Origin of the sequence: Pseudomonas sp. 9.1(2019), from assembly GCF_009910445.1 — a bacterium.
GTDB lineage: Bacteria > Pseudomonadota > Gammaproteobacteria > Pseudomonadales > Pseudomonadaceae > Aquipseudomonas > Aquipseudomonas paraversuta.
In genome coordinates this window covers 580,613-606,409 of sequence record NZ_VBWF01000006.1, presented here as the reverse complement: position 1 = coordinate 606,409, position 25,797 = coordinate 580,613, and the positions used below count along the sequence as shown (strand labels likewise).

Here is a 25,797-nt window from a genome sequence, read left to right as displayed (position 1 = left end):
CCAATGAAAAAGCTCATGGTTTTACTCACCCTTCTTGTCAGTTCACTCTCAGCAACAGGAGCCGATATGTCCAGAGGCGCGGATAATTTCTATACCAGCGACAAAGTGACCGTGCAGAAGGTCAATTTCAAAAACCAGTACCAAATGAACGTGTCAGGCAATCTGTTCATCCCTAAAAACCTCGACGCCAACACCAAAAGCCCTGCGATTGTTGTTGGTCACCCGATGGGCGCGGTCAAGGAGCAAAGCGCTAATCTGTATGCCACTAAATTGGCAGAAAAGGGCTTTGTGACACTGTCACTGGATCTTTCATTCTGGGGCGAAAGCGAGGGGCTGCCACGCAATGCAGTTTCGCCGGATATTTATGCCGAAGACTTCAGTGCCGCGGTGGATTTTCTTGGCACCCGGCCTTTTATCGATAAAGAGCGGATAGGCGCACTCGGCATCTGCGGGAGCGGCAGCTTTGTTATCAGCGCAGCCAAGATCGACCCACGCATGAAAGCCATTGCAACGGTCAGCATGTATGACATGGGCGCAGCCAATCGTAACGGTTTGAAGCATGGGCAGACGCTTGAGCAGCGCAAAGAGACCATCGCGCAAGCCGCACAGCAGCGGTATGTAGAGTTCACCGGCGGTGAAACGCTCTACACCAGCGGCACGGTCCACCAACTGGACGAAAATACTCACCCGATTCAGCGTGAGTTCTATGATTTCTATCGCACACCCCGTGGCGAATACACACCAGCCAGCTCGTCCAGAGAGCTGACCACGCACCCAACGCTTACTAGCAACATCAAATTCATGAACTTCTACCCTTTCAATGACATCGAGACGATTTCACCTCGTCCGATGCTATTCATTGCCGGAGCCGATGCCCACTCCAGAGAGTTCAGCGAAGAAGCTTACAAGCTTGCGGGTCAACCCAAGGAGCTCGTCATCATTCCTGGCGCTGGCCATGTTGACCTTTATGATCGCGTCGATCTCATTCCTTTTGAAAAACTGGCGAGCTTTTTCCAGAGTAATTTGAAGTGATGACAGTGAAGTCGAATTAACCATTCGGCTTGAACGGTGTTTGTCCAAGGTCCGCTTCTGGCCGATTGTAGTCCCTCGCGACAGGCTGCTATCGGCCAATAGCGGACAGTTAAGATACGAGTTCAGCTACCGTTTTGCAGTAGTGCGGACAGCGCAATATGCCGGCTTGATCTACGCACTTGAGTGAGAGGTGGCGTCCTATGAAAAGGGGACACATTTATTTTTCTAACGGTTTTCGATATCAGGACAGGGATCATTGCCGACCAAGCAGCCTTGAGAGCGGTGCAGACGTATACCAGGGATGTCTGCCAGCGACCCTAAGAGGCCCGGGTTTCGCTTTGTCTTTTGCGGCCAGTTCATTTTGACGGTTCTTCTTATCCAACTGGCAGCCCAACCAGAGTGTTGCGATACCGAAAACAAACAGTAGTACTACCTGATATATGGGCACTATTTTCTCTCTGGAAAATTAGATGCGCAGAAAAATTTGGCTGCATCGTGCACTATTTTTTCGAAGCGCTCAAATGAGTGACGAGTGAGCAGCGTTTTGATGGTGGGCTGATAGGGCTTAAAGAAAATAAAGACCTGCGAGCAGGCCATGATGGCCTGCTGCAGTAATATTCAGGAGTAGCGAGAGCAATAGTGTTTATGTTTTTGTAGAGTCCTGGGTCGCTACTCTCTTGTGTTGCTTTATTGTTTTTAAACTGCGCTTCGGCAGCTCTCGCAGCGCCATCCCTTATAACTTTCGGAATTTTCAAGCGCTGTAACCAAATCACGACCGCCTATACTATTTTTGCAGTTGTTATGTTTTTCATTTGGTTGTTTTATCCCCTCGCATTGTTTTTTCAGGAAGGGGTTTACCACCGCTTGCTGCCTTGACGAAAGTGCTCTAAACCCCTTGTCTACAGCTAGCTGGGCGAAGCTATGTACGCTTGGCTTTTCTCCTTGAAATGCGTTCTGCGCGATAAGGGCCGAGAAAATCTCTCGCTCGATAGTCATTCGTTAATCCTTTATTCAATCAACAAGTTTGCTCATGTTTTTTCTTGTTCTGAGCAATGCGAAAGCATACGTTACCATTGGGTGTGGTTTTATTGAACTGGGTTTCCATCCAGCTATAAAAGGCAAGGCTTCTCATTTTTGGTCGGTAAACATTGGTTTCTTGGTGTTTAGAATATTTCAACAGGCCTTTGTTGCAATTTATTTCTTGTTCGAGAGAGTGAGGAAGTTTCGCTTTGCACTTTGATGAGGTCGTGCGCCGTGGGAGACTCCTGTCTGTCGCACTAAATTTAAGAATGACGATACTGCTTATGAAGTTCTATAAAGTTCGGCGATTCCCTATTCCGGGCTGTCGACAAAATCTCCACGGCAGGTACTGTGTGCGAAGCGACCTAAACGGCCTTGACTAACTAACAGGGGGGCGAAATTCTCAAGTCTCCACAGAAGTGGCGGTACGTTTGTGGCTAGAGGCTGAGTCTCTGGTCGAGTCGGTTCGGGAGTGCCAACACAAAGCCTTAAGCGATGAGGGCGCTACTCATCATTTAATCGGATGGATCCGCTCAGGATGAATTGCCCCGACTTTCCTGGACGCCTTTGAGCGGCTGCTTCTGGCCGATTGTAGTCCCTCGCGACAGGCTGCTATCGGCCCATATCTGCCGGTCGCAGCCGGCAGATATTTACCCAACGAACCGTCGATGGATTTATGCCCCATTGGCCTCAAACCACTCTTCGTGGCGACCTCAAAGCGGACTGCTTTCCTTGACCTGCCCTTTCCACTCGCGGACTTCATCCTTCGCCTTGGGTGCCTTCACCTGAGATATGAACAGCGCCGCCAGAATCGCCGGAATAGCGCTGAGGATGAAAATTTGACTGACCGGCATCTGCATACCGATAAACAGGCTGCCGAACAGTGGCCCCAGAATCGAACCAAAGCGCCCTACTCCCAAGGCCCAACCGGCCCCTGTAGCGCGGCAATGGGCCGGGTAGAAGTTGCTGCTAAACGCGTTAAGTGTCAGTTGTCCGCCTATCACACACATACCGGTGGCGAAAACCAACCCGATCATCACGACCTTATTGTCGTGAAACAGACCAATCAGGAAGGTGAACAATCCAGCTGCGGCAAGCACCACACACAACAGTTTTGCCTTGTTGGTGACACGGTCGGCAAAGTAGGACATCGCGCCTGCGCCGATCGTCCCGGCAAACAGGAACAATGACGTGATCAAGTTTGCTTCACTGAGGTTGACGCCGTTCTGTTTGAGCAAGGTCGGCAACCAGCTCACCATGAAGTACAGCAAGATCAACGCCATAAAGAACGTTGCCCAGATCATGAGCGTGGGGCGGGCATAGCCATTGCGGAACAGCTCGACCACGGCAAAGCGACTGGGGGATTGAGACGCCTTCGACTGCGCATCCCATACCGGCAACGGCTCCCAGTCGAGTTTCATTCTGCGCGTCAACTTGCGCAACCGAACAAAAGGGGCTCCGTCTTTGAGCAACCTTGGCAACGACTCCGGCAGGAACAAGAGCAACGCCGGCAAGAGCATCAAGGGGGCGATACCGCCGGTGAGAAATACCGACTGCCAACCAAATCGGTCGATCAATGCTGCGGCCACGAAACCGCCCATTGCCCCGCCCAGGGAGAAGCCACATGCCGCCAGCGTTACCATCAATGTGCGCTGGCGAGGTGGCGAGTACTCGGACATGAGCGCCATTGCGCAGGGCATGGCACCACCCATGCCGATTCCGCAAATGAAGCGAACCCAGACCAACCCCTCGATGGAGTTGACCAGCGCCGTTGTCAACGTCAGCAGGCCATAGACCGATACGCAGCCTATGAGTACAACGCGAATGCCGATTCGATCGGCCAGGGGCGTGACCAGCAGTGATCCAAACGTCAGTCCCAGCAAGTTAGCGCTGAACACCGGGCCGAACAGTACTTTATCTACGTTCCATTCCTGAGCCAGTGCCGGCACGACGTAACCAAGCCCGAGCGCGTCGTAGCCGTCGGTGATCAACAGCAACGTCAGTAACAGTAATAGCCGCCATTGAAATCCTGAGATCGGGTGGCGATCCAGGGTCGCACGAAAATTCGAGATCTGATCCTGCATGGTTGTTTACCTGATTATTATTGTTTGGGTAAGCAATGGGTGACAGCGCGCGGGTGTGCGAATGCCACCCGCACCTTGAAGCCCTAAAGCTTCAATACCAGTCGGCCGGTCCTGGCTCTTGAACAGCAGGCCATCATTCGATCGTTTACCTGCCGTTCCGAGGGGGTCAAGACCTGATCCCGGTGATCCACTTCACCCTGAGCAACGCGCACCTCGCATGAGCCGCAGAGGCCTTCGCCACAGTCACTGGGAATATCCACGTTGAAGGCTTGAAGGGCCTGCAAAAGCGTTTGCTCGGGGGCCACCTGGATGGTCAGCCCGGAGTCTTGCAAATCGACCGTGAAGCCCTTTTCAGTGCTCGCATCAAGCGGCTTGAGCGCGGCACTGAAATGTTCGATGCGCAAGGTCAGGTCTGGCCTACAGAGCACCTGCTCTTGCAAGTGAGTCAGCAGCCGCTCTGGGCCGCAAGCGTATAGCTGGGTCCCCGCCGTAGCCGTATCCAGCAGCGAGCTGACCTGCAGGCGCCCCCCTTGTTCCGCGGAATAAAACTGCACACATTCCAGGTGGTCACGCGTGAGCCTCTCGATAAAAGCCATTGATTGCAGTGAGCGCCCGGCGTAATGAATGCGATATCGCTTACCCAATTGTTTGAGGCGGTCTGCCATGCTGATGATCGGTGTAATGCCGATACCGCCTGCTATCAGCAGGTAGTCATCCGCCGTCTCATCCAGTCGAAAGTGGTTCCTCGGGCCGCGAATTTTCAGCGCCATGCCTTCGGTGACCGTTTGATGGATAAAGGCAGAGCCGCCTCTGCCGCTTCCCTCCTTGAGAACAGCAACTCTCAGTTCGTGGCCATTGTGCAAAATGCCACACAACGAATATTTACGAACATAGTCACCTGCGATCACATCGATGTGGGCGCCCGGCGTCCAACCCGGCAGCTTACTCCCGCCTGGATCGGCCAACGTGATACCCAAAACGCCGTCGGCTTCCTCCTTTACTTGCGTAACGATCACATGGCGGTAAATATCGGCCCGCGCGGGTGGACCTATTTTCAGTGGAAGGTGACTGTCAACGATCCCTGGTACGGCCCGTTCCGGATTGCGCTCTGGATCCCACTCAACCCACAAGTGCTCCGGCCCGTGGAATGAAATATTCGGGATACCTTCAAACTTCTGGTTCTCCACCAGCCGCATGTGAGGCAGACGCTTGGTGAATTCTTCAATGAAAATGCGCATTTCCATACGCGCCAGATTCTTGCCCAGACACTGGTGGCTGCCATAACCAAACGATAGATGGTCGGTGGTGTTGTCTCGGTAGATATCCAGCTCGTCGGCGTTTTCGAAGTGTCGCTCATCATGGTTGGCGGAGGCCATGACCACCATCAACTTGGCACCTTTGGGGATCTCGACATTGCCAATGCGCGTCGATTCGGTCGCCAACCGCCGCCACGCGACAATCGAGCCGGAAAAACGCAGGCACTCCTCCACCGCATTGGGAATCAATGCGGGATCGGCGCACAGTTGATCCCAGGCCGTACGGTGGGTCAGCAATAACTTCAAGGCATTGGCTGAAGCATGCGCGGTGGTTTCATGCGCAGCGACGATACCGGCCATCATCATGGAGTGCAGATAAGAGTCGGTCACGATCTCGGGGATATCCTTCTGCCGCTGGAGGGCATAGCCCATCCAGCCTTCGCCCGAATCCTCCTTGCGCATTTTTTCCAGTACCTGGCCGGCATACCGCCAGAATTGTCCAACCGCTTCGGCGACGGCCACCTGCTCTTCTGGAGAGGGCCTGCCCCATGTGTTCACGGTATGGGCGATCGAGTACTTGCGCAGAGTGTCCATGTCCTCTTCGGGGACGCCCAGAAAATGCAGCGCTACCGTCAGCGGCAATTCCCAGAGCATTTGATCCACCAGATCGGCCTTGCCGGCATTGATGAAGCGATCGATGTAATCGCGCGTTAAACGCCGCACCATTGGCTCATGGTGGGCCAACTCCTCTACCGAAAACGACCCCATCAGCGCCCGGCGTCTATCCATGTGCGCCGGTTCATCTTCATTGACCAGTGTTCTATCCATGGCGTAACCGTGACCCATCAGCACGTCCTGTGCCTCCTGGGCAAAAGGTGTGACCTTTTCCAGTGCGTTGGCGGGCGAGTAAATCCGATTGTCACGAAATATCGCTTTCACATCCTCGTAGCGGCTGACAATCCAGTGACCCATCTTGTCACTGTAAAACACCGGCTCCTGATCCCTGAACCAGCGCAAGGCACTGGCAGGATCCAGCTGATACGGCTCGTCGAAAGGATCAAAGCTGGCCGCCGCCGCAGAGAACGGACACCCCGCACTTGCAGCGGGTTTCATCTGGCCATGATCGAACGGACATTTTCCGGCACTGACTGATTGACCGGCTTCACGGGATGCAGTCTTTTCCGGCGCACTGGGCTGAGACATGGTTGACCTCTTATTGTTTTACTTTTATCGCACAACTGTGTACTAATATAGAAAAAGAGCATATGCCGTTCTTTTGTTTGCGTCAAAGAACCTGGAGCGTCCTCCTATGGAAAAGAGCAAGAACACCCTGCAAACCCTCGATCGAGGGCTTCAGGCTTTAAGCATCATTGCTCAACAGGACAGCGGTATATCCATCGCCGAACTGGCCGCTCGCCTTGAGGTGCATCGGGCCATTGCCTATCGAATCGTGACCACGCTGGAGGATCACTTTCTGATCAGTCGCGGGGCTGAAGGTGTTATCCGTCTTGGCGCTGGAGCAACTCTCCTTGCAGCTCGCTTCGAACCCCGGTTGAGGGCTGTAGCACAGCAACCGCTGTTCGACCTGGCCAAACAGTCTCAAGCCAGTGCTTTCATTTCCGTTACTCAGGGCAATGAATGCATGGTGATCATGGTTGCCGACCCCGAAGAGTCGTTGATGCGCGTCGGGTATCGAATCGGTAGCCGCCACCCTCTTCACCAGGGCGCGGCCGGGATTGCGATTCTTTCTGGCCGCAAGGCGCATCCCGAAGACTCGGAGGCCGTCATACAGGGGCGTGAGCTGGGCTATAGCCTGACTCACGGTCAATTGCAGCCCGGGGCCATTGGCGTGGCGAGCCCGATCAGTCGCCCTCACAACCAGCATTTTTTTGAAGCCTGCGTGGGTGTTGTTGCCTTGAACTCGCTGGATCTGGATATCGCCACTCAAGCTGTACCTGAAGCGGCGGCGATCATTAGTCAATTGCTCGGTGCTGCCACGGCATAAGCTGCACAGACGTAACTCGGCAAGGCCGCGCCACGGTCTGTCAGAGAACGCTTCTAGCCGTAAGCAGTCCTGCGTGAAAGGCTGCTTGCGGCCAACAGAAGACGTTCGCAAAGCCGTAGAAGCGCGCTGGCTAAATCCTTACACTTGAAGCCAGCTACAACAGCGTCCCCACCCAACCGGCCCAACGAACTTGAACTGGCGGTGGCGCGTTTCAGAATGCAACGCGTGCCCGATACTCTTTGAGCAGTTGTTGAGACGAACTGTGCTTGATTGATCCTTCTTGAGGCAGTGAACATGCAAAAATTATGGATGCGCTACTCGCAATTGCTCGACAAGGATCTCAATGCCAAGATCTTCGACAATTTCAAAAATATGGTTCTGTGCGCGCTTCTGTTTGCAGCGGGTACGAACGCTTTGCACAGTGATCACAAGCTCTTTATGAGCATCACGGCCACCAACATGGCTGGGTGGGGGGTGATCACCATATCTGCAATACTCATGCTGCTGAACGTCAGTGATGGTATTCGCCGCCTGGCCCAACTGCGCTACCACCTCGTCTTTCAGCTTTTGATAGTGCTCGTCTATATATTGATTTCCGCACGGGTGGTGGAAATGGTCTGGAGCTACCGCGCGTAACGGATGGAACTCTCCCGGCCCCGAGATTTGAAGTGCAGCACACTGCTGTGTGGGTGGCTGATTAAATCCACGGGCCCCCTCGCAACATCAAGAGCCAGAGCAGATTCAACTCTGCCCCTCTCTGCGACCATGCTTGACCCAAAGGCTGACCCTGCCACTTCAGTCCGCCCATCCAATGATGCTTCACCCTGATTTGCAATTCCCGGCATCTCCCCCCGACCTTTATGAACAGTTTGCCCAAGATGCAGTCAAACAGGCCTTGGGCTGTGAACGCCATTAGAGCTAGTCTTGCAGACGTAGTACGCAATTGGCCAAGCATCAAAAGTTGTTTCTGCCCCTCGAAAAACGCCTTCCAAAGGATAGATAAATTGAGAAAACTCATTTCGGTGGTTGCTGTAGCGACTACATTTGCCATGGGTACTGCATTCGCTCAAGCACCCGCGAAACCAGATGTGAACCCAATCGCAAATAGCGCTATCAATACCGCAGTTGCGCCTGGTACTGGCGCAGCAAAAATTGCAGTGGCCAACGATGCTCAAACCGGAGCACTGAACGAATGCAACAACTCCATCGGCGATCAGCCCCGGACAGCTTTGCAAAGCTGCCTTGAGGGCAAGACTCGCGAAATCACTTCACAAATGAATAGCGCCTACAAAAAACTGGAAGCTCAAACAAAAGAAATCGATTCGAGTGCGACGGCCAAAGCCCTTGAATCGCTGCTCGCCTCTCAGAAGGCCTTTGAAAAATTCAAGGATGCACAGTGCCAATGGGAAAGTGATTCCATGATGGGGGGATCGGGCTCTGGAGATATTTTAAGTGCTTGCAAAGTCGATTTGATGCGCTGGAGAACGAAGCAACTTTCCGAGCCAGGGGCGTAGTCAAGCTCACAGGTCGTGAGCCACTCCATGCGGGCATGGCCAGTATCGCAGTCAAGGCTCAACTCAATCCATCTGCAGTCAGGTGACTGTCAATACTGGTCCAGGGTAAATAAACCGCATTCAATCAAGGGCAGCAGCAGCTGGTCACACTCAGTTTTGCCAAAAGCGGCAGTCGTACGGGGTATTAAAGCCGACCCTGACTGCTGCAACAAAGACAGCGCCTACTGAACGATTGGGGCCAGTGCTGCTGGAAGGACTTCACTTGCATTGCCAGGTATATTCCTGACCCGAAGCACATCTTCAATTATTTCCTTGAAAATCGGCGCTGCAATAGCGCCCCCAAAGTAACCATTGGCAGTTGGCTCATCCACGACTACAGCCATAATGAATTCAGGCGCGTTGGCCGGAGCGATCCCTACGAACATGGCTCTATATTCATTACTTTTATATCCACCGCTGGATGCCTTGCGTGAGGTCCCGCTTTTACCCGCAATGACATAACCTTCGATTGCTGCGCGCTTTCCACCTGCTCCGGGTCCATCCACGGCATGTACCATCATGTCCAGAATGTTGTTGGCGACCTCCGGGCTTATGACATTGCGTGGCGGCTGCTTCTCACCCTTGATTAACGATAGCGGTATAAGATCCCCATCATTGGCAAATACGGTATAGGCTTGAACCAGTTGCGCCAGGTTGACCGACAAACTATACCCGTATGAGAGACTCGCCGTAGCGATATCTGACCATACCCTCCTGACGGGAACTGTCCCAATACTTTCCCCTGGAAAGTAAATCGCAGTATTGTTTCCGAACCCCAGATCAGTAAGCAATTGCGAAATCACTGCTCCTCCTGTCGGAATAGCAACCTTGCTCATGCCGACATTTGAAGAGCGACGGATGATTCCCGCCAAGTCCAACTGGCTGTCTCTGCCTACATCCCGAATGGTATATCCATTGATTTTTATGAAACCTGGTGCAATTGGGATAATGGCATTTTTGTCAATTATATTGGCTGTGAGAACGGCGGCCATACTGAATGGTTTTATTACCGAGCCTGGCTCATACACATCAGTAAACACACGATTTCGAATACGCTCCGCGTTGAAACCTCTACGTGCGTTTGGATTGAAGGAAGGCATCGTAGACAGTGCCAGTATTTCTCCTGTTCTGGCGTGTATGAGAATTGCACTTGCCGACCTGGCTGCATTGTTCTTTACCCCTTTGAGCAAAGCTTTTTCAACATAATATTGAAGTGTCGAGTCAATTGTTAAATGCAGATTTTCTCCGGGGGTAACGGGCTTGTGCACCAGGATCTCACGGGTGACTCGCTTGTGTAAGTTCAAGGTGCGTTCTTCCAGGCCAGGCTTGCCAGAAAGCTTTTGGTTGTACATCAATTCGATGCCTTCGATACCCTGCTGGTCAATATTAGTGAAGCCTAATGTCTGGGCAAGCATCGACGTTTGAGGGTAAAACCTTTTGTATTCCTGGCGCTCATAAACACCTGGAATAGATAACTTCATGATCTTGTTCGCGCGCTCAGGATTAATTCTTCGGGCCAAATAGGCAAAAGATTTACCTTGTTCATTCAATGTTAACGCCCTGATCCGCGAGGCATCAATATCAAGCTGTTCATCCAGGATGACTGCCTGCCGATTCGTTGGGGCAAACTGCCTGGGATTTACCCATAAGGTACTCACGGGTGTGGAAACTGCCAAGGGCTGATTAAACCTGTCAAATATAGTACCGCGTACGGGAGCTGTTTCAATCAACCGCATTGAGCGTTTACGACCCTCATTGCTCAAGAACTCATGAGAAAAAACCATGAGGTAAGTTATTTTGGCCGCAAGCGCCATTGAGAGGAAACAAAAGATAGCGATCACGATGGTAAATCTTGGATTTGTTGCTAGGGAACTCACGCTGTACATCCTGATTTATACGTTCAAAACAAAACCACCCTAACTAAATTATTATCATCCTGCTTTGTAATATTAAGAAACATCGTTGCGTGAGCGATTGATCTCCAGTGTATTCGGTGGAAAATCTGGCTGAGAGATTTAGCACCACTGGATAGTTATCATTGGCGCGACTGTTGGCAAAACAAGCTCCTTGCCAGGTTTTACTAATTCTCCTGATTTGCCTGGCCCCTCCAATCGGCCAATCGCGGACTTTCAATATTCGCCAGCCGAATGTGAGTCGTTCACCTGCGCCGAAAGAACCACATCAAAAAACGATGTAATGAGTCGACTGGAGCGACGCTCGGCCAGGCAATAAAGATAGGTTTCGGTGTAGAGCGGATCGCCCTCGATGCGGATCGTGCGAATACGGGGATCGGCGATGAACTCCGCTTCGGAGACCACCCCCAGCCCGATCCCACGCACCACAGCTTCGCGCAATGCCTCGCGGCTGCCGATTTCCATGGCGATGCGGGGCACAACTTGTGCCGCCAACAAGGCCTGTTCCAGGACCAGACGAGTAGTGGAACCAGGCTCCCGTTGCAGTAGCCGCTGGCCGTCCAGTTCCTCGAGTCGTACTGACTCGCGTTTTGCGAAAGGATGCTCATGGTGGGCAAACAGGATGATGGCGTGACGTGCGTAATGCACGGCGCAGAGTCCTGGATCTTCGTGCCATCCGGCCAATACCGCAATATCGGTCACGTAACTCTCAAGATCGGCCAGCACCTGCGCCGAGTTGCCAACCCGTATCGAAACATCGATACGCGGATGCTGCTGAAAATAATTGTCGACCATCTCGATCACATGAAAAGGCCCCACCGCCCCTATCTTGAGCTGGCCACTGTCAAGCCGCCCGGAGTCACGCAGCAAGTTGTGCGCGTCCAGATCCAGCGCAGCCATCGCTTGAGCAATGGGCAGTAATTGCCGGCCGACATCGGACAACTCAATGCGCCGCCCGCGACGGTGAAACAGCTCCAGATTGTATTGCCGCTCCATGCTCTGGACTTGTGTGGTGAGCGTCGGCTGGCTGAGCCCAAGGGCCCGTGCGCCGGCACTGAAACTTCCGTGAAGTGCCACGGCGAGGAAGGCACGCATCCTGGCGGTCGACATCCATAGACTCCATCAATACTTAGCTGCGAAAACCTATATTGAATTGATCGTATGACTGTCACGTGACATTTCTAGCCTGAGGTCACTCCAACCAATCGCCTGGAATGCCATGAATAATTTCTCCGGATTTTTGCGTGTCGCCGCTATTGCCTGCCTCTCCATAAGCGCTGTCTGCCAAGCAGGAGCGAACGAGAAATTGAGAATTGGCCTGATCCCGTCGGAAGACTCCCAGGCGATGATCGAGTCGAGCAAGCAAGTGCTCAGCAGCCTTGAAGCCAAACTGGGCATGCCCGTCGAACCCTTTGTCGCCACGGACTACAACGGCATCATCGAAGCGCTGCGTGCAGGCAAACTGGATGTGGCCTACCTCGGCCCTTTCTCCTATGTTCTGGCAACGTCGGTAGCAGACGTCGAAGCGTTCGCAGTAGCCGTCACCAAAAAAACCGGGCAAAGCGCCTACAAGAGCGTGATCCTTGCGCGCAAGGACAGCGGCATTCAGCAATTGTCCGATCTGAAAAATCACACCTTCGCGTTTGTCGACCCCAGCTCTGCTTCTGGCCATCTGTTCCCCAAAGCCGGGCTGGAACAGGCCGGTTTTGATCCCGCAACATTGTTTTCGCGAGTGGTGTTCTCCGGTTCCCATGACGCAAGCATCCTCGCTGTAGCCAACGGCAAGGTAGATGCTGGCGCCGTCGCCGACCGCATTCTGACCAACGCCGTGGCCAGAGGACTGGTGAAGCAGGATGACTTCCAGGTGGTGTGGAGTTCGCGTCCGATCCCGGAGTCTCCAATGGTCTGGCGGCAAAACCTCGACCCGGCACTCAAGAAAAAAGTCGCTGCCGCCCTGGCTTCGGTGAAGGACGTGCCTTGGGGTGACCAGGGCCAACTGGATGGCTTCCAGCCCACTACCGATGCGGCTTACGACGTCGTCCGCGAAACCGCCAAGGTGCTCAATCTCGATTTGCGGAGGCTCAAATGATCAGCATCCGCCAACTGACCAAGCACTACGGCCAAAACCCGGTTCTACGCGGGATCGACCTGGAGGTGGCAGCAGGAGAATTCGTGGTGGTGCTGGGCCAGTCCGGTGCGGGTAAATCTACTTTGCTGCGGTGTATCAACCGACTGGTCCAGGCCGATTCCGGAACACTCTCAGTGGCAGGCATTGACGCACTGGCCTGCCGCGACACCAGCGTTCTGCGACGTCAGGCGGCAATGATTTTTCAGCACCACAACGTCGTACCGCGTCTCAGCGTACTGAAGAATGTACTCACCGGATGCCTGGGCGCGGTGTCAACGCTCACCTCCATCATGCAGTTGTTTCGGCGCGAGGACGTGGCGCTGGCCATGCAATGCCTGGAGCGCGTCGAGCTGGCGCACAAAGCCCGCGAACGGACCGATTCGCTGTCCGGGGGGCAGATGCAACGCGTGGGCATCGCACGTGCCCTGGCGCAACGCCCAAAAGTGATTCTGGCCGACGAGCCGGTGGCCAGTCTCGACCCGAAGACTGCGCGCCTGGTGCTGCAATATTTGCGCGACGCCACGCGGGAGCTGGGTATCACGGTGTTGTGCAACCTGCACCAGGTCGATTACGCCCGGGAGTTTGGAGACCGGATCGTAGGCCTGGCCCACGGAAAACTGGTGTATGACGGTAGCGCTTGCAGCATGACCGAAGACGACTTGCAGCGCATATACCCCGGCCAGACAACAGCCCCCCAGGGCGCCACTGCGAGAGCGGACGAACTGATAACCCCCGTCGCGCAAGTGAGGGCTCAAGCATGAAACAGCAAAGTTATCTGTGGACCGTGAGCCTGCCTCGCGGACCGCGTGGGTGGCTGTCCACTGGCGCAATCGTGCTGGCGGTCATTCTGACACTGCACTGGAGTGCCACTGGCGCGCAATTAAGCGTGGCTGAACTGGCGGCAGGGTTGCCACAAATTGGTGATTTCCTTGCACGCACCGTCCCACCCGACCTGAGCATTGTTCCTCGACTGTTGGCGCCTGCCGTGGAGACGCTGCAAATTGCCATTTGGGGCACATTGCTCGGCGTGTTGATGGCCATTCCGCTGTCATTTCTTGCGGCCCGCAATCTGAACAAAAACCGGTTGGTGTTCCACGCAACCCGGCAGTTTCTTAATTTCACTCGCAGCATAAATGAGCTGATTCTGGCCCTGATATTTGTCTCGGCGGTAGGCCTTGGGCCCTTCCCCGGCGTGCTGGCGCTGGCGTTGCATGGCCTGGGCATGCTTGGAAAATTCTTTGCCGAGAGTATCGAGGAGATCGACCAAGGCCCGATTGAAGCGCTCCAGGCCACCGGCGCACGGCCCTTGCAGGTCATCGTTTTCGGGGTACTGCCGCAGGTCATCACGGCCTGGATTGCAGTGGTTCTTTACCGCTTCGAAGTCAATTTACGCTCGGCGACCGTACTCGGCATGGTGGGTGCGGGGGGGCTTGGTTTTGAGCTGGTGAGCAGCCTGAAACTGTTCAAGTACCAGGAGACTGCCACCTGCATCATCGTCATCACGCTGATGGTGATCGTCGCTGATGCGGTGTCGGGTCGATTGCGCAACGCGATCCAGCGTGGCGCTCACAACTGAACATCCCTGCCCCAGGCACTCACATTGAATCAAGTATCGGTTCTGCCGATTAATGCCTGCGAATTATCGATTTGAGCTGTTGGAAAAGCCCCCCGAGTATGGGGCCACTTCCAACAACAAAAATAAAGGACCCGCCATGATTGCCCGATTCCACAATCCCGTTGATACACGATTCGGCTGGGGCAGCCTGCTTGAGCTTGCCGACATCACTGAAAACCAGAAAGTCGCGCTAGTGACCTTTCCCGAAGCGCGCGGGCTGGGATTGGTTGATCGCATTCAGGATCTGCTGGGCGACCGTCTGGTGTATGTGATTGAAGATGTCCAGCCCAATCCTGACGTGGCCCGGCTACGGGACACCTATGAGCGATTCTGGCAGCAAGCCGGCGATTGCCATGCGGTCATCGCAGTAGGCGGCGGCAGTGCCATCGACACCGCCAAGGCGTTGATCGTGGGCACTGAATCGGGGCACTTTGATGAATTGCTCGCATTGCTGGCAACCGGCAAACCCTTCGTCCCGGCGCGCAGCAAAATACTGATCGCGGCGCCCACCACGGCGGGTACCGGCAGCGAGGTGACGCCCTGGGCGACGATCTGGGATTCGGCCAGCCATAAAAAATACTCGCTGCACCTTGAATGCACCTGGCCGAAAGTCGCGATTATCGACCCGCAACTGATGCTGACCGTGCCTGGCGGCGTCACCGTTTCTACCGGGCTGGATGCCTTGTCCCATGCGCTGGAGTCGGTCTGGAACATCAATGCCAATCCGGTTTCCGATACCTTCGCCATCTCCGCCATTGCGGACATTTTCGAATGCCTGCCGCAGCTGCGTCGTGATCTCACCAACAAAGAACTGCGTTCGCGCATGGCGCTGGCCGCCCTCAAGGCAGGACTGGCGTTTTCCAACACCAAAACCGCCCTTGCCCACTCGATCTCTTACGAGATGACGCTGCAATACGGCCTGGCGCATGGCATTGCCTGCTCCTTTACATTGCCGCTGGTGCTGGGCCTGGCCTGGGGTCGCGACGCAGCGCGCGACCTTACTCTGCAACGAATTTTCGGCAACGACCTGGACAAAGCTCAGGATCAGTTGCGCGAATTCCTGCATAGCCTGGGCGTGAAAACGGAATTTTCCGACTATGGCGTAACGGCGGAGCAAGCCGAGCAAATGATTCTGTGCGCCATGCAGGGCGCAAGGGGCAAAAACTTTATCGGCTCTCAAGCCGCATGGCCCCTGCCAACACTCGACAAGTACTGTCAGCGACATGACGAGCCGCGACGATTGCCTGCTGCCCTCGCAAAAGAGAGCGGCCGCTAATTGACAGTGGCCGCCCCCGGACAGCAGCAACCAAAAGCAGCAAGCGAGGTGCGTCATGCTCGACGCCCCTCCTTCTCCCCGGCGCCATTGACTGCCACTCGTTACTGAGGGCATCGGGGCCTGAGTGTTTAAAACGCTTTCTCGAACACTGCTAAGATTCCTGAAGGGCGCATTCCGAGGATAGCGTCACCCCTGCCAACACCCGGCAGGGGTTGGTACGCAGCCAGGTAAAAGTTGAGCCCTCTGCGGGTTGCAACAAACGGCCAGTCTTTGCTTCACCTCAGCTACTGCCACACCTTTCGACCCATAAGGGGCCGGTCCTGGAGAGTGCAATGAGTCCTCGATCTCTACGTACCACCGCACTGGCTGTCACTTTTACCCTCGGCTTTTTTCCCGGAGCTGATGCCGTCGAATACACCCACGTCAATCCCGCCGCCAGCACCATAAGTTTTACCTACCACCAGATGGGCTCGAAGGTGTATGGCACGTTTGGCAAGTTTGTCGGGACCCTCGGTTTCGACACCGAACACCCCGAGGCGGCTCAGGCCAAACTGACCATCTACCTCGACAGCATCGACGCCGGCAGCGAAGACGCCAACACTGAATTGCAAAAGCCTGCCTGGTTCGACACCACTGCTTATCCAGTGGCGACCTTTGAATCGACGCGCATTAAAGACCTGGGCAACAACCGCTACCAGATCATTGGCAACCTTACACTCAGGGGCCTTACCAGGGAGGTAACAGTGCCGATGCTTCTGAAATCAGAGCGAAGCATCGGCATTTTCGACGCAGAGCTGGTGCTCAAACGCAGTGATTTCAACGTCGGGGCTGGCGAGTGGTCTGACAGTCTGGTTTCCAACGATATAGACATACAGTTTCGGATGGTTGCGCCGGAACATTGATTCGACTGCGGCCTGAGACCCTGGCTCGCGTTCTTCAAGTCAATATCCCTTGATTTGTGCTGGCTGGCGTCCGGTCTCCGCTGCCCTCACCACCGGCAGTATCAACTGCCTGCGATGAGGGCAATCCTTCAGCCTGCTTTTTGCCAGGCGCATATATCCAGGGTTGCGCCCCGGGTGATTTTTTGTTGCGCCACCTCTTCAGGCAGCAAGAGTGACTGCCCCTGATCACAGATCAGCAGGCGCTTACCCTGATAAGCGATGTCGCTGAGAATCTGGCCCCAGTGCCGGTACTGCACGTCATGCCCTTCCCCCGGATAAGCGCGTACGGCAGCAATGTTTGAATAATGCGCGGCCCAGAAATCCTTGTGCTCCATGGGCACTACGCTATCGGCGGTGCCCGCATAAATGAACACCGGTGACTTGACTGCCGCCCCGGAAGCCACCGGTTGCTGGCAATACAGGCGCCACTCATGCAACAGAGGTTTCACGTCCTGGGTGCCTTTCATGAAGAAGGTGCGCAGACCATCATCGTAGGCCGCATCTTGCCAGCCGCGGATGTGTTTGATTGAACTGTCGGCAGGCATGGCCCACCACTGCGTGGGCACCGTATAAGCCAGGGCAGTCGTCGCCAATTGCTCATCGGACAGCTTGCAACGCTCAGCGGGCTTGCCCACCCCAGGCTGGGAATAGGCCGCAGCGTAGTGAATCGAACGCACCCGGGGCGCAAGGTCGGCTCCGATCCGGGCGACATAAGGACCACCACCGGAGATCGCCAGCAAGGAAAATTCATCAACGCCCAGATGGTCAAGCAAGGCATGGACATCGGCACTGTAGCTGCCGTAATCGCCTTTCGGATCGAAGGCACTCTGGCCAAAACCGTTACGTTCCAATGTGATGAACCGCAGCTTTAATTGCTCGCGGGTAGAGCGCAGAAAATTGGTCAGTTCCAGGGCTCTTGCACTGGTGCCGTTGCCCCCGACAAACACAACTGCGATCCCGTCTTTAGGGCCCTCGTCGATATAAAACAGCTCTTTTCCCTTGTCCGACCATTGATGCACCGGGGTCGCCATCTGATCAAAATCGCTCTGTACGACAACTGGCTGCTCAGTGCTCGCGAGTGCAGCGCAGACGGTAAAAGGCAGGCAGAGCACAGTAACAAATCGCTTTTTCAACATGACATCCTCTTGTACTTATTATGAAAGCCGAGCCCGACTACAGGCGCGAACACCGCCCCTCAGGGCACGTACTTGCCGCTGCGTCGCACAACGCAGTGATCGGTACCGCCATCCTGCAAGGCACCTTTACTATACGCATCAGGTCCCGGGGGTCTTTGTCGAGAACGGGCCAGCCACCAGAAGTCAGTAACTGGAGCGATAGCAACCGCGCCGGCAAACCTTCCGGGAGCCTGTAACAGAGGGGGGGGTCTAAGATTTTTTCCGGCGTAACAGCAAAATTAAAAAACCGACCACCTGCATCGCGATCACTCCTGCCACCAGTCCCTGTACCCACGGGCCCAGGATGCTCAGCCATTGCAGCACATAGATCAAAAACACTGCCGAAACGAGGATCCAGCAAATGTTGAGCACACTGCGGATCAATTTTGGATGGCGTCGATACCATCTGGAAGGGCCTTGTGCTCTGACCCGGGAATCAATCAGGCCCAGCAATTCGAGGATGGCGCAGAGAAAGTCGATCATGTCGTCCTTTAACGCAACGGGGTTGTTTGCAGGGCACGGAAGCCGTCAGGCGGATTAAATATAGCAGCCGGCCGCGCAAAGTCTTTTGCACAGCGTCGGGACGATTTTAATTGCTTATTTTTTACAACTTCCTGTACATGAACACCAGCACCAAACCAACTCCCATAAACAACACTGTATAGATGGTTTTCCTCATTGCCCTGGCGTCTGATTCAACCACCTTGATTTGACACTCCCAGGAAGTAAAGCACTGCGGTATACAAAACTCCACACCTTCTATACGACACGCTATAACCCTGCCTTCGTAATGCCTGACCACAATAGCTTTACCAAGATTAGAACCAAACCCCTTGATGAGGCGGGTATAATCAGGCACCGCCGTTAACTTGATCAGCTTGCCACTGTTTTCTTTAACCAGAAACGAGGTCGAATACTGAGAACTGTCCGCATACGCATATAGTGTACCTTCCGTCGTGACTAATACCCTTTCTACCGGCCTTGGTTCATCCCAGTAACAGTACAGATAAAAAAAGCTCAGCGAACATGCGATCACAAAGCAATAGCCCGCGCCGGTAAGCAATGCACTGGATTTGAAGTTCTTCCAACAGGCGCCAATCACACCGCCCCCCGGGCCACACAAGTCTCGTAAAAAATCACTCCCGCTCACTCTCCCTCCCCAATCATCATGTCTTGAGCACGCCTTGCATAATAGATCAACCTGCCGGGAGCCCTTTGTTTTTCAATGCATCTGCCATCCGTGATCACGACTCACAGAAAAAACTTGCACCGCTGTTTTATAAACAGTCTTTTTTCTGTGACATCCGTCACACTCTATAGAAATAGCCCTATGACTAATGACGATAATCAATTTCAGGTTATCGGCAATATCATCTAGTCCGCACGGACGATGCTGCCCCTCTTCAAATATTTATAGTCAAGGCCGCCATCCTGTGGCCCGACTTATTTCAATGTCTGCAGTAACTATTGACAGCCATTATTGATTTATCTTATCAATCAAAGGTTATTTATAAACATGCATAACAATTATAAGAAAGCATTACTGGCAATGGGTTTGAGTGTGATCGCGGGGGGGCTGCAGGCTGCGCCTCAAGTGCCAATATCCACCGCACCGCCAGACCCTAAAGCCATTGAACGGTTTGAACTACGCACCGACCTGATGAAGCAATACCCCAACATATTGAATACCCTGCGCTCCAATCCGAACGCCGGTTTTGGCGGCCCTGTATCCGCGGCCATTGCCAATCATATGTACAGTAGAACCAACCAGGCCGCGATTGACGATGCGCGCTCAAAGCTGACCATAGAGCCACAGGGCAAGGGGACCTGGTTGTTACGCCTGCCCTTTGTCAATGTCGCGGTATTCGAAACGGCCGAGGGCCTGGTGCTGGTCGATAGCGGTTATGCACCCGCAGGGCCGGCTCTGCTTGAGGCGCTGCGCAAGATCAGTGACAAGCCGGTTAACACCATTATTATCACCCACCACCATGCCGACCATGCATTTGGTGCCTGGGCGCTGCTCGCGGCCGGAGAGAAGCCGCGCATCATTACCACTGACACTTTTCTTTCCGAACTGGCCACTGACATCAGGCTGGTCAACTTCTCCATGGTGCGCCTCAACAACCAGGACCCGCGGGATGTTCCGCGGCGCATGGAAGATACCATCCTGCCCACCGAAACCTTCCACGGCACCAAAACCCTTAGCATTGGCGGCGAAGACTTCGTATTGACCCAGGCCCGCGGAGAGTCTGCCGACCAGCTTTGGGTGAGCGTACCTTCACGCAAAGTGGTGGTCAGCGCCGACTTTTGGCAACCCTTCCTGCTCAATGCCGGCAATGGCAAGCGCCGTCAGCGCCATGTCGCCGAATGGGCACAGGCATTACGCGATATGGCCGCAACCAGACCGCAACGGGTACTGCCCATGCATGGCGCGGCAATGGTCTCTGGCGCTGAAGCTCAAGACAAGCTGCTGGCAGCTGCCCAGATGCTGGATTCGGCTGTCACCCAAGTGGCCAACGGGCTCAATGACGATAAACGTCCAGATGAAATCGTGGATGCCGTCAAGCTGCCTGAAAAACTGCAAGGGCGCACGGACATGGCGCAGACATACAACCGCTTTCAAGACGTTGCAAAAATGGTCTTGAAAGAAGATGGCGGCTGGTGGAATGGCGTGCCTTCGGATTGGTCCCCTGCCCCGCTCTCGGCCTTTGGCAGTGAAATAGTCGACCTGAGCGGCGGAATCGACAAATTGACCGCCCGAATTCGGGTATTGCAGGACGTTAATCCGGCCCTGGCCTGCAAACTGGCAGACATGGCCTACTTTGCGGCACCGGATAATAAAGACGTCCTGCAAGCATCTCTGGATGCGTACTCCAGACGCATTGTGCCAGGCGTTCCCACTCAAGAAGTGACGGTTTACCTGGAACACATGCTCACGCTCAAGCAACGTTTGAAGCATCTGAATAACCCGCCAGACCAGAGTAGCGCATCCCTCTGACCCACCTCTTTTTCAACGCACCAGTTCCTGCAGGTTAAAATGAAAACCAATAAAAAAAATATGGCATTGACCTTATCTTTACTGGCCGGACTCACCGCCTCTTGCACTGCGTTTTCCAAAGTCACACCTGAGGAAGCCGCTCAACTGGGGAAAAACCTTACCTGCCTGGGTGCAGAACGTGCAGGGAACGCTGCCGGCAGCATCCCCGCATTTACCGGCGAGTATGTAGATCAAGTACCGGGCTGGAATCACACCTTGTATTCCGGTGACCAACCCGTAGACCCGTTCAAGGATGAAGTGCCCGTTCTGGTGCTCACTTCAAGCAACTACAAGGAACACGCGGCCAATCTGACCGAGGGCCAGAAAGTCCTGTTCGAGAAATACCCTGACAGCTACAAAATGAACATTTATGCGGGCAAGCGGATCTTTGGAGTACCCGATTATGTCTGCCAGCACGCTCAGTGGAATGCCCTGAACGCCGAACTGGTGAATGACGGAATGGGTATCAAGGGCCTGGGGCAAGTGCCTTTCCCTATTCCTAAAAGCGGCCTGGAATTGCTGTGGAACCATATGCTGATCGCCGGGCCCTGGACCCAGGACATCACCCGTTCAAACGCATCGGTACTGCCTAACGGCAGTATTGGCTGGGGTAAAACCCGTCTTCGCGGCTTGTCACCTGCCAATAATCCGAACGAGCTACCGGTCTCCGAGGGCGTGCGTGCATTTTCCTGGAACTTCACCATGCAGCCACAACGGGATGCAGGTGTCAGCACGGTTTCACAGGACTACTACGACTGGAGCAAACAAGGGCGTCTGGCCTGGAGTTATAACCCCGGGACTCGACGGGTTCGACAGTTGCCCGGGTTTGGCTTCGACCAGCCGATGATTGGCACCAATGGCACCATGGTCGTGGATGACGACCGCCTGTTCAACGGCTCGCCTGAACGTTACGAGTGGAAAAACCTGGGTAAAAAAGAGATCTACATCCCGGTCAACGCCTTTCGCGTCAACAGTGGTGCAGTTAAATACAGTGACTTGCTGACCCCCTCTCACCCTGATCCTGACTACCTGCGCTTTGAGCTGCGTCGAGTCTGGGTGCTGGAGGCCAACTTGAAAGAAGGCTATCGCCATTTGTACAGCAAGCGGGTCATTTACCTGGATGAGGATACCTGGGCCGGCACACTGGCGGACAACTACGATGCCCGCGGAAAAATCTGGAAGCACGCCATGATGAATTACTTCCAGCATCCGGACGCCAAGCTGGCGATTTCCGGGGTGCAGTTTTTCTATGACCTGAGTTCGAGGCAGTACACCGCTTACGGGCTGACCAACGAAGAGCGCAAAGGCCCGATCATGAACAATCTGAAGCTGACGGCCGATATGTACACCCCCGATGCATTGAGAGCGAGCGGCCGCTAAGCCTGCTCCCGGCCACAGAGCACTGCCTGCCCGTCGGTAAATGCGGGCATTGGCACTGCTCTTTGTACGCCTGCCAATCACCAGCCGTGAGCGGATTGAAGCTCACCCTTTTCTTGCACCGTCCGGTCAAGGCACTATGCATGGCGACGACTTTCAGTCAGACACCAAGCCGGGATCTTTTTCAGGGACGACGACATGACCAGGGTCTACCAGGGCAGCTGCCTTTGCGCAGCCGTCAGCTATGAACTGCTTACAGCGCCAAAGGCCGTCAGTCATTGCCATTGCAGCCAGTGTCGCAAAGGCCATGGTGCCGCATTCGCGTCTTATGCCAGCGTGCCCCGCAGCGCACTGCGGATACTCAGCGGCAGCACCAGCATCACGGGCTATTGCTCGTCGGCCTCGGTGCTGCGCGAGTTCTGCATGCACTGTGGTTCGACCTTGTTCTGGTCACGCTCTGAAGGCCAATTCAGCGAATGGGTCTCCATAGCGCTGGGCACTCTGGACACGCCCTTTACGCCGCCAAAGCAACAACACCTGTATGTCGCTTCTGCCGTTCACTGGTACACACCCTTGCAAACATGCCCCCGGGAACCCATCGACGGGCAGACCGTCAACCAGCCCGAATGACCGGCCAGTGGCGTCAGCTTGGGAACTGCAAAGGTACGAACGGGTCAGGCGGGCTGACCCATGGTGGCTACTGCCCGAGTCGCGGCAAATAGATAGCAATACGGATAACAAAGAGGGTCAGGGCGCATCCGGCAGAACTACCGGCTGCGCCCTGACCCCAGGATGCCTGCATCCACAACATACAGGTGGCTTGCTTGACGAGGGCTAAGGAGTGGCGGGGCAAATATGCTCAAGCTATTGCAAGCACCGCGAACGGATCATGATTCGCGAAGGAACAATCCCTTGGGCAAGGGTGACCGCCGCCACTTGATCCCTCTCCGACAAATTAAACTTTATTCAACGTCAAATAATTATGGGTGGACACCAGTCCGAGTCGAAGACGGTGTTCGGTGCCATAAATATCCATCAGGTGGAGCGGCATTATCATTTTATTCGGCACCTGATGCTCGGCCCCGCCCTGTGCCCGATAATAAAATTGATAATTCTGATCAGTGAGAAAATGCCCGATCACAACTTCACCGGCACGAGGGTTGAAGATACGCGGTGTATAATTTGTAAAGGCCGCGGCCAAGAGACTGTACAGCTTAAGAAAGCGGCCATTGTCGCCATACCAATTAGGTGGTTCCTGCATTCGCACGTGGGTTTCGCCAGGATAGGAAATATAGGTAAACGTTGTTTTTGAGCGAGTCACAGGGCCTCGAGATGCCCACATCATCTCGCCCCCTATCGCTCCATCAGCACCGCTCGGGTGAGAAGTGACCGATTTGATTGGCACTTTACGGCCGTTGGGCATGCGGATATTAACGTGTTGTTCAAATGCACGATACTCACCCCCAGAAAACTTATTCGATGTAACCAACGTATCCCTCAGATAACCTGAGCCGTCGGCTTTTCGATCACCAAAGTTCTCGTTCGGCAAAGACGGGAAGCTGACAGGCTCCACCTCGAACGAAGAGTTGAAGCGCCCGCGTTTATCACCCTCACCCAGGTCGTCGGTCACATCGCTGTAGTTGCTGCGAAATACCGTGCCATCACCGTTAGTAATGCGTGCCGCCAATCGGCGCGCAGCGCGGGCGCCGGTTGAAACATAAAAAGTGACGCACTGGTAGCCGCCGGGGCAGTCCGCCAGGATTGCGTCCATCGAAGGAGAGATTAGAGCCGGGCCGAATGATTCAGATGTTTGCTCAATAGGCTCGGAGACTTTCGCGTCTGGATCATCTGCATAATCTGCATCATCAGCGCTGCTGTCACTGGTTTCAAACAGCTGCGGCTGTTCCAGCCTCAGGGATCTGATTGAATCAAGAAAGCCTCGATCCCAGATAAAGCCTCGATGGTGCCATGAACTGGTCCAGTCTCCGGAAAAGTTATCATTATAATCAATCAGGGCCGACGTGTTGTAATCAATCAGTCGAATCTGATCCAGATCACTTTTCGGGATAGTTGCAACATTACCTGCCGCATCTTTCGCCGCCAGACGCACGGTAACGCGTAACTGCTGGCGCTTATTGTTCAGCAGCGGATAACGGGCATTTTGCAGGTGCGCGTCGTTCTCGACAAACACTCGGAAGTACGAAAGCTGTTTCCAATTAGTCGCCTGTGTTGGCGACGAGTCAATAATAGACATGGGTTCATCCTTTATAATGAATAAACTAATTTAAGTAACGGACTGAACAATAAATATCCTGGCTGCACCCAACCCATCGGCACATCAAGATATCAATACAACTTGCGAGGGCAGCCACCTCTGTATGCAAGTTACGAAATAAAGTGTATAGCGGCCTGTTTACGTCGAACACAACCAGCCCGTGTAGACGGCGACATTACAAAAGCCATAGGGTCTTTATCTGTTTGTGAACACAGTGGTTAATTCGAACTTTGTTGTGGCCCGCGAAGGTACATAACTATTGGGGAGCCGGCCCGGGGTAAAAAAAGCTGCTCTTGAGCCGGGAATGGAACTGCGCTGAGCAAGTGTCTGGTTCGATGTCATGCGGGCCACTGGTACAGGCCCGCGCTGGATCTGGCGGATTCAAGCCAGCAGTTCGATGATCCACTGCGCTTGCCGGGCGATCTCCTGCACCTTGTGCTCTGGCACGGCCTGCTGCGCCCGTGCCAGGTTGGCCAGGTTCTGCTGCTTGTGGCGCAGGATGCGCTGCCACTTGAGCAGGAACGCCGGGCTGCGGGCCTGCATCTGCAACGGTCCGAAGAACAGTTGCTCAGGGCTGTACAACACCGGCCCGTCGTGTTCGGCAACGATGATTTCGTAATCGAACCGGTTTTCCTGGAGCAATTCCTCGTGATGGATCCGGTAGCCGTTCTCCATCAGCCATTGGCGCAATGGTTGTTCGCCGCCGTTGGGCTGCAGGATCAGCCGTTCCTGGCCGCTGAGGCGGGCCTTGCCACTGTCGAGGATGTCACGGATGGTTTCACCGCCCATGCCACAGATACTGATGGCAGTGATTGCGTCGCCCGGGGCGATTGCCGCCAGCCCGCTGGCCAGACGCACAGTAATGCGTTGCTCCATTGCGTTCTCGCGCACGGTACGTTCGGCCGCACTGAAAGGCGTCAATGCCACCTCGCCGGCCACCGCAAAGGTGATCAGGCCACGGCGCATCAACGCCACCGGCAAATAGCCATGGTCCGAGCCGATATCGGCCAGACGCGCACCCGCCGGCACATGCGCCGCGACACGCTCCAGGCGCATGGACAATGTATGTTGGTTCAACTGCAGTTCCTTATCACCACGAATGTCCGACCC

22 protein-coding genes are annotated in these 25,797 nt (G+C 54.5%); 12 read left to right on the top strand and 10 right to left on the bottom strand.

Going from position 1 to position 25,797, the window contains the following annotated elements:
* The first annotated feature begins 3 nt into the window (after positions 1-3).
* Positions 4-1,032, top strand: coding sequence for an alpha/beta hydrolase (locus FEZ21_RS12480; RefSeq protein ID WP_160627278.1), 1,029 nt, complete (start codon positions 4-6; stop codon positions 1,030-1,032).
* 696 nt (positions 1,033-1,728) lie between these two features.
* On the opposite strand, the gene FEZ21_RS12475 is transcribed toward FEZ21_RS12480, so the two are convergent.
* The 3 genes from FEZ21_RS12475 to FEZ21_RS12460 all read right to left on the bottom strand — a co-directional run bounded on the left by FEZ21_RS12475 (position 1,729) and on the right by FEZ21_RS12460 (position 6,595).
* Positions 1,729-2,028: a hypothetical protein gene (locus FEZ21_RS12475; RefSeq protein WP_003447680.1), complete on the bottom strand. Its 300-nt coding sequence runs from the start codon at positions 2,026-2,028 to the stop codon at positions 1,729-1,731.
* A 737-nt stretch (positions 2,029-2,765) separates the two neighbouring features.
* Positions 2,766-4,136, bottom strand: coding sequence for an aromatic acid/H+ symport family MFS transporter (locus tag FEZ21_RS12465; RefSeq protein WP_160627275.1), 1,371 nt, complete (start codon positions 4,134-4,136; stop codon positions 2,766-2,768).
* 83 nt (positions 4,137-4,219) lie between these two features.
* Complete coding sequence (locus FEZ21_RS12460) at positions 4,220-6,595, bottom strand: cytochrome P450/oxidoreductase (protein WP_160627273.1); 2,376 nt, start codon at positions 6,593-6,595, stop codon at positions 4,220-4,222.
* 106 nt (positions 6,596-6,701) lie between these two features.
* On the opposite strand from FEZ21_RS12460, the gene FEZ21_RS12455 reads away from it, so the two are divergent.
* The 3 genes from FEZ21_RS12455 to umoC all read left to right on the top strand — a co-directional run bounded on the left by FEZ21_RS12455 (position 6,702) and on the right by umoC (position 8,911).
* Positions 6,702-7,397 carry an IclR family transcriptional regulator gene (locus FEZ21_RS12455; protein WP_003447676.1) on the top strand — a complete coding sequence of 232 codons (696 nt, stop codon included), beginning with the start codon at positions 6,702-6,704 and terminating at the stop codon, positions 7,395-7,397.
* 294 nt (positions 7,398-7,691) lie between these two features.
* Positions 7,692-8,033: a hypothetical protein gene (locus tag FEZ21_RS12450; protein WP_010656063.1), complete on the top strand. Its 342-nt coding sequence runs from the start codon at positions 7,692-7,694 to the stop codon at positions 8,031-8,033.
* Positions 8,034-8,401: 368 nt separating this feature from the next.
* The gene (gene umoC / locus FEZ21_RS12445; RefSeq protein ID WP_160627270.1) at positions 8,402-8,911 is read left to right on the top strand and encodes a lysozyme inhibitor LprI family protein; all 510 of its coding nucleotides are present in this window, start codon (positions 8,402-8,404) and stop codon (positions 8,909-8,911) included.
* 221 nt (positions 8,912-9,132) lie between these two features.
* Here the strand turns inward: umoC and FEZ21_RS12440 are convergent, their stop codons facing one another.
* Both FEZ21_RS12440 and FEZ21_RS12435 read right to left on the bottom strand, forming a co-directional pair.
* Positions 9,133-10,836: a penicillin-binding protein 2 gene (locus FEZ21_RS12440; RefSeq protein WP_165439662.1), complete on the bottom strand. Its 1,704-nt coding sequence runs from the start codon at positions 10,834-10,836 to the stop codon at positions 9,133-9,135.
* Between the two features lie 243 nt (positions 10,837-11,079).
* On the bottom strand, positions 11,080-11,973 hold the full coding sequence (locus FEZ21_RS12435) for a LysR substrate-binding domain-containing protein (protein ID WP_160627266.1): 894 nt from the start codon (positions 11,971-11,973) through the stop codon (positions 11,080-11,082).
* 109 nt (positions 11,974-12,082) lie between these two features.
* On the opposite strand from FEZ21_RS12435, the gene phnD reads away from it, so the two are divergent.
* From phnD to FEZ21_RS12410, 5 genes are all read left to right on the top strand, one after another.
* Positions 12,083-12,952: a phosphonate ABC transporter substrate-binding protein gene (gene phnD, locus FEZ21_RS12430; protein WP_160627264.1), complete on the top strand. Its 870-nt coding sequence runs from the start codon at positions 12,083-12,085 to the stop codon at positions 12,950-12,952.
* Complete coding sequence (gene phnC, locus FEZ21_RS12425; protein WP_160627262.1) at positions 12,949-13,752, top strand: phosphonate ABC transporter ATP-binding protein; 804 nt, start codon at positions 12,949-12,951, stop codon at positions 13,750-13,752. Before phnD ends, phnC begins: the two co-directional genes overlap by 4 nt.
* Positions 13,749-14,567: a phosphonate ABC transporter, permease protein PhnE gene (gene phnE / locus FEZ21_RS12420; RefSeq protein WP_010656069.1), complete on the top strand. Its 819-nt coding sequence runs from the start codon at positions 13,749-13,751 to the stop codon at positions 14,565-14,567. Before phnC ends, phnE begins: the two co-directional genes overlap by 4 nt.
* A 136-nt stretch (positions 14,568-14,703) precedes the next feature.
* Positions 14,704-15,882 carry an iron-containing alcohol dehydrogenase PsrA gene (gene psrA, locus FEZ21_RS12415; protein WP_160627260.1) on the top strand — a complete coding sequence of 393 codons (1,179 nt, stop codon included), beginning with the start codon at positions 14,704-14,706 and terminating at the stop codon, positions 15,880-15,882.
* Between the two features lie 332 nt (positions 15,883-16,214).
* Positions 16,215-16,784 carry a YceI family protein gene (locus FEZ21_RS12410; protein WP_003447651.1) on the top strand — a complete coding sequence of 190 codons (570 nt, stop codon included), beginning with the start codon at positions 16,215-16,217 and terminating at the stop codon, positions 16,782-16,784.
* A gap of 128 nt (positions 16,785-16,912) precedes the next feature.
* Here the strand turns inward: FEZ21_RS12410 and FEZ21_RS12405 are convergent, their stop codons facing one another.
* From FEZ21_RS12405 to FEZ21_RS12395, 3 genes are all read right to left on the bottom strand, one after another.
* A complete protein-coding gene (locus FEZ21_RS12405) occupies positions 16,913-17,959 on the bottom strand; it encodes an alpha/beta fold hydrolase (RefSeq protein WP_160627258.1) in 1,047 nt (348 codons plus the stop codon).
* A 249-nt stretch (positions 17,960-18,208) separates the two neighbouring features.
* Positions 18,209-18,481 (bottom strand): hypothetical protein, encoded by a 273-nt coding sequence (locus FEZ21_RS12400; protein WP_010656072.1) that lies wholly within the window; start codon positions 18,479-18,481, stop codon positions 18,209-18,211.
* Between the two features lie 121 nt (positions 18,482-18,602).
* Positions 18,603-19,148 carry a hypothetical protein gene (locus FEZ21_RS12395; RefSeq protein WP_373683731.1) on the bottom strand — a complete coding sequence of 182 codons (546 nt, stop codon included), beginning with the start codon at positions 19,146-19,148 and terminating at the stop codon, positions 18,603-18,605.
* A 366-nt stretch (positions 19,149-19,514) separates the two neighbouring features.
* Between FEZ21_RS12395 and FEZ21_RS12390 the strand changes: the two genes are divergently transcribed.
* The 3 genes from FEZ21_RS12390 to FEZ21_RS12380 all read left to right on the top strand — a co-directional run bounded on the left by FEZ21_RS12390 (position 19,515) and on the right by FEZ21_RS12380 (position 23,042).
* Positions 19,515-20,996 carry an MBL fold metallo-hydrolase gene (locus tag FEZ21_RS12390; protein ID WP_160627256.1) on the top strand — a complete coding sequence of 494 codons (1,482 nt, stop codon included), beginning with the start codon at positions 19,515-19,517 and terminating at the stop codon, positions 20,994-20,996.
* Positions 20,997-21,035: 39 nt separating this feature from the next.
* Complete coding sequence (locus FEZ21_RS12385) at positions 21,036-22,415, top strand: DUF1329 domain-containing protein (protein WP_003447641.1); 1,380 nt, start codon at positions 21,036-21,038, stop codon at positions 22,413-22,415.
* A 195-nt stretch (positions 22,416-22,610) separates the two neighbouring features.
* On the top strand, positions 22,611-23,042 hold the full coding sequence (locus FEZ21_RS12380; protein WP_160627254.1) for a GFA family protein: 432 nt from the start codon (positions 22,611-22,613) through the stop codon (positions 23,040-23,042).
* Positions 23,043-23,367: 325 nt separating this feature from the next.
* On the opposite strand, the gene FEZ21_RS12375 is transcribed toward FEZ21_RS12380, so the two are convergent.
* Positions 23,368-24,666 (bottom strand): hypothetical protein, encoded by a 1,299-nt coding sequence (locus tag FEZ21_RS12375; protein WP_238839921.1) that lies wholly within the window; start codon positions 24,664-24,666, stop codon positions 23,368-23,370.
* 402 nt (positions 24,667-25,068) lie between these two features.
* Positions 25,069-25,764 carry a tRNA (adenine(22)-N(1))-methyltransferase TrmK gene (locus FEZ21_RS12370; RefSeq protein ID WP_003447634.1) on the bottom strand — a complete coding sequence of 232 codons (696 nt, stop codon included), beginning with the start codon at positions 25,762-25,764 and terminating at the stop codon, positions 25,069-25,071.
* Between the last annotated feature and the right edge of the window lie 33 nt (positions 25,765-25,797).

Coding starts and splice junctions, on each gene's coding strand:
- FEZ21_RS12480 (WP_160627278.1), top strand. CDS start 4: ATGAAAAAGCTCATGGTTTTACTCACCCTTCTTGTCAGTTCACTCTCA.
- FEZ21_RS12475 (WP_003447680.1), bottom strand. CDS start 2,028: ATGACTATCGAGCGAGAGATTTTCTCGGCCCTTATCGCGCAGAACGCA.
- FEZ21_RS12465 (WP_160627275.1), bottom strand. CDS start 4,136: ATGCAGGATCAGATCTCGAATTTTCGTGCGACCCTGGATCGCCACCCG.
- FEZ21_RS12460 (WP_160627273.1), bottom strand. CDS start 6,595: ATGTCTCAGCCCAGTGCGCCGGAAAAGACTGCATCCCGTGAAGCCGGT.
- FEZ21_RS12455 (WP_003447676.1), top strand. CDS start 6,702: ATGGAAAAGAGCAAGAACACCCTGCAAACCCTCGATCGAGGGCTTCAG.
- FEZ21_RS12450 (WP_010656063.1), top strand. CDS start 7,692: ATGCAAAAATTATGGATGCGCTACTCGCAATTGCTCGACAAGGATCTC.
- FEZ21_RS12440 (WP_165439662.1), bottom strand. CDS start 10,836: ATGTACAGCGTGAGTTCCCTAGCAACAAATCCAAGATTTACCATCGTG.
- FEZ21_RS12435 (WP_160627266.1), bottom strand. CDS start 11,973: ATGTCGACCGCCAGGATGCGTGCCTTCCTCGCCGTGGCACTTCACGGA.
- phnD (WP_160627264.1), top strand. CDS start 12,083: ATGAATAATTTCTCCGGATTTTTGCGTGTCGCCGCTATTGCCTGCCTC.
- phnC (WP_160627262.1), top strand. CDS start 12,949: ATGATCAGCATCCGCCAACTGACCAAGCACTACGGCCAAAACCCGGTT.
- phnE (WP_010656069.1), top strand. CDS start 13,749: ATGAAACAGCAAAGTTATCTGTGGACCGTGAGCCTGCCTCGCGGACCG.
- psrA (WP_160627260.1), top strand. CDS start 14,704: ATGATTGCCCGATTCCACAATCCCGTTGATACACGATTCGGCTGGGGC.
- FEZ21_RS12410 (WP_003447651.1), top strand. CDS start 16,215: ATGAGTCCTCGATCTCTACGTACCACCGCACTGGCTGTCACTTTTACC.
- FEZ21_RS12405 (WP_160627258.1), bottom strand. CDS start 17,959: ATGTTGAAAAAGCGATTTGTTACTGTGCTCTGCCTGCCTTTTACCGTC.
- FEZ21_RS12400 (WP_010656072.1), bottom strand. CDS start 18,481: ATGATCGACTTTCTCTGCGCCATCCTCGAATTGCTGGGCCTGATTGAT.
- FEZ21_RS12390 (WP_160627256.1), top strand. CDS start 19,515: ATGCATAACAATTATAAGAAAGCATTACTGGCAATGGGTTTGAGTGTG.
- FEZ21_RS12385 (WP_003447641.1), top strand. CDS start 21,036: ATGAAAACCAATAAAAAAAATATGGCATTGACCTTATCTTTACTGGCC.
- FEZ21_RS12380 (WP_160627254.1), top strand. CDS start 22,611: ATGACCAGGGTCTACCAGGGCAGCTGCCTTTGCGCAGCCGTCAGCTAT.
- FEZ21_RS12375 (WP_238839921.1), bottom strand. CDS start 24,666: ATGTCTATTATTGACTCGTCGCCAACACAGGCGACTAATTGGAAACAG.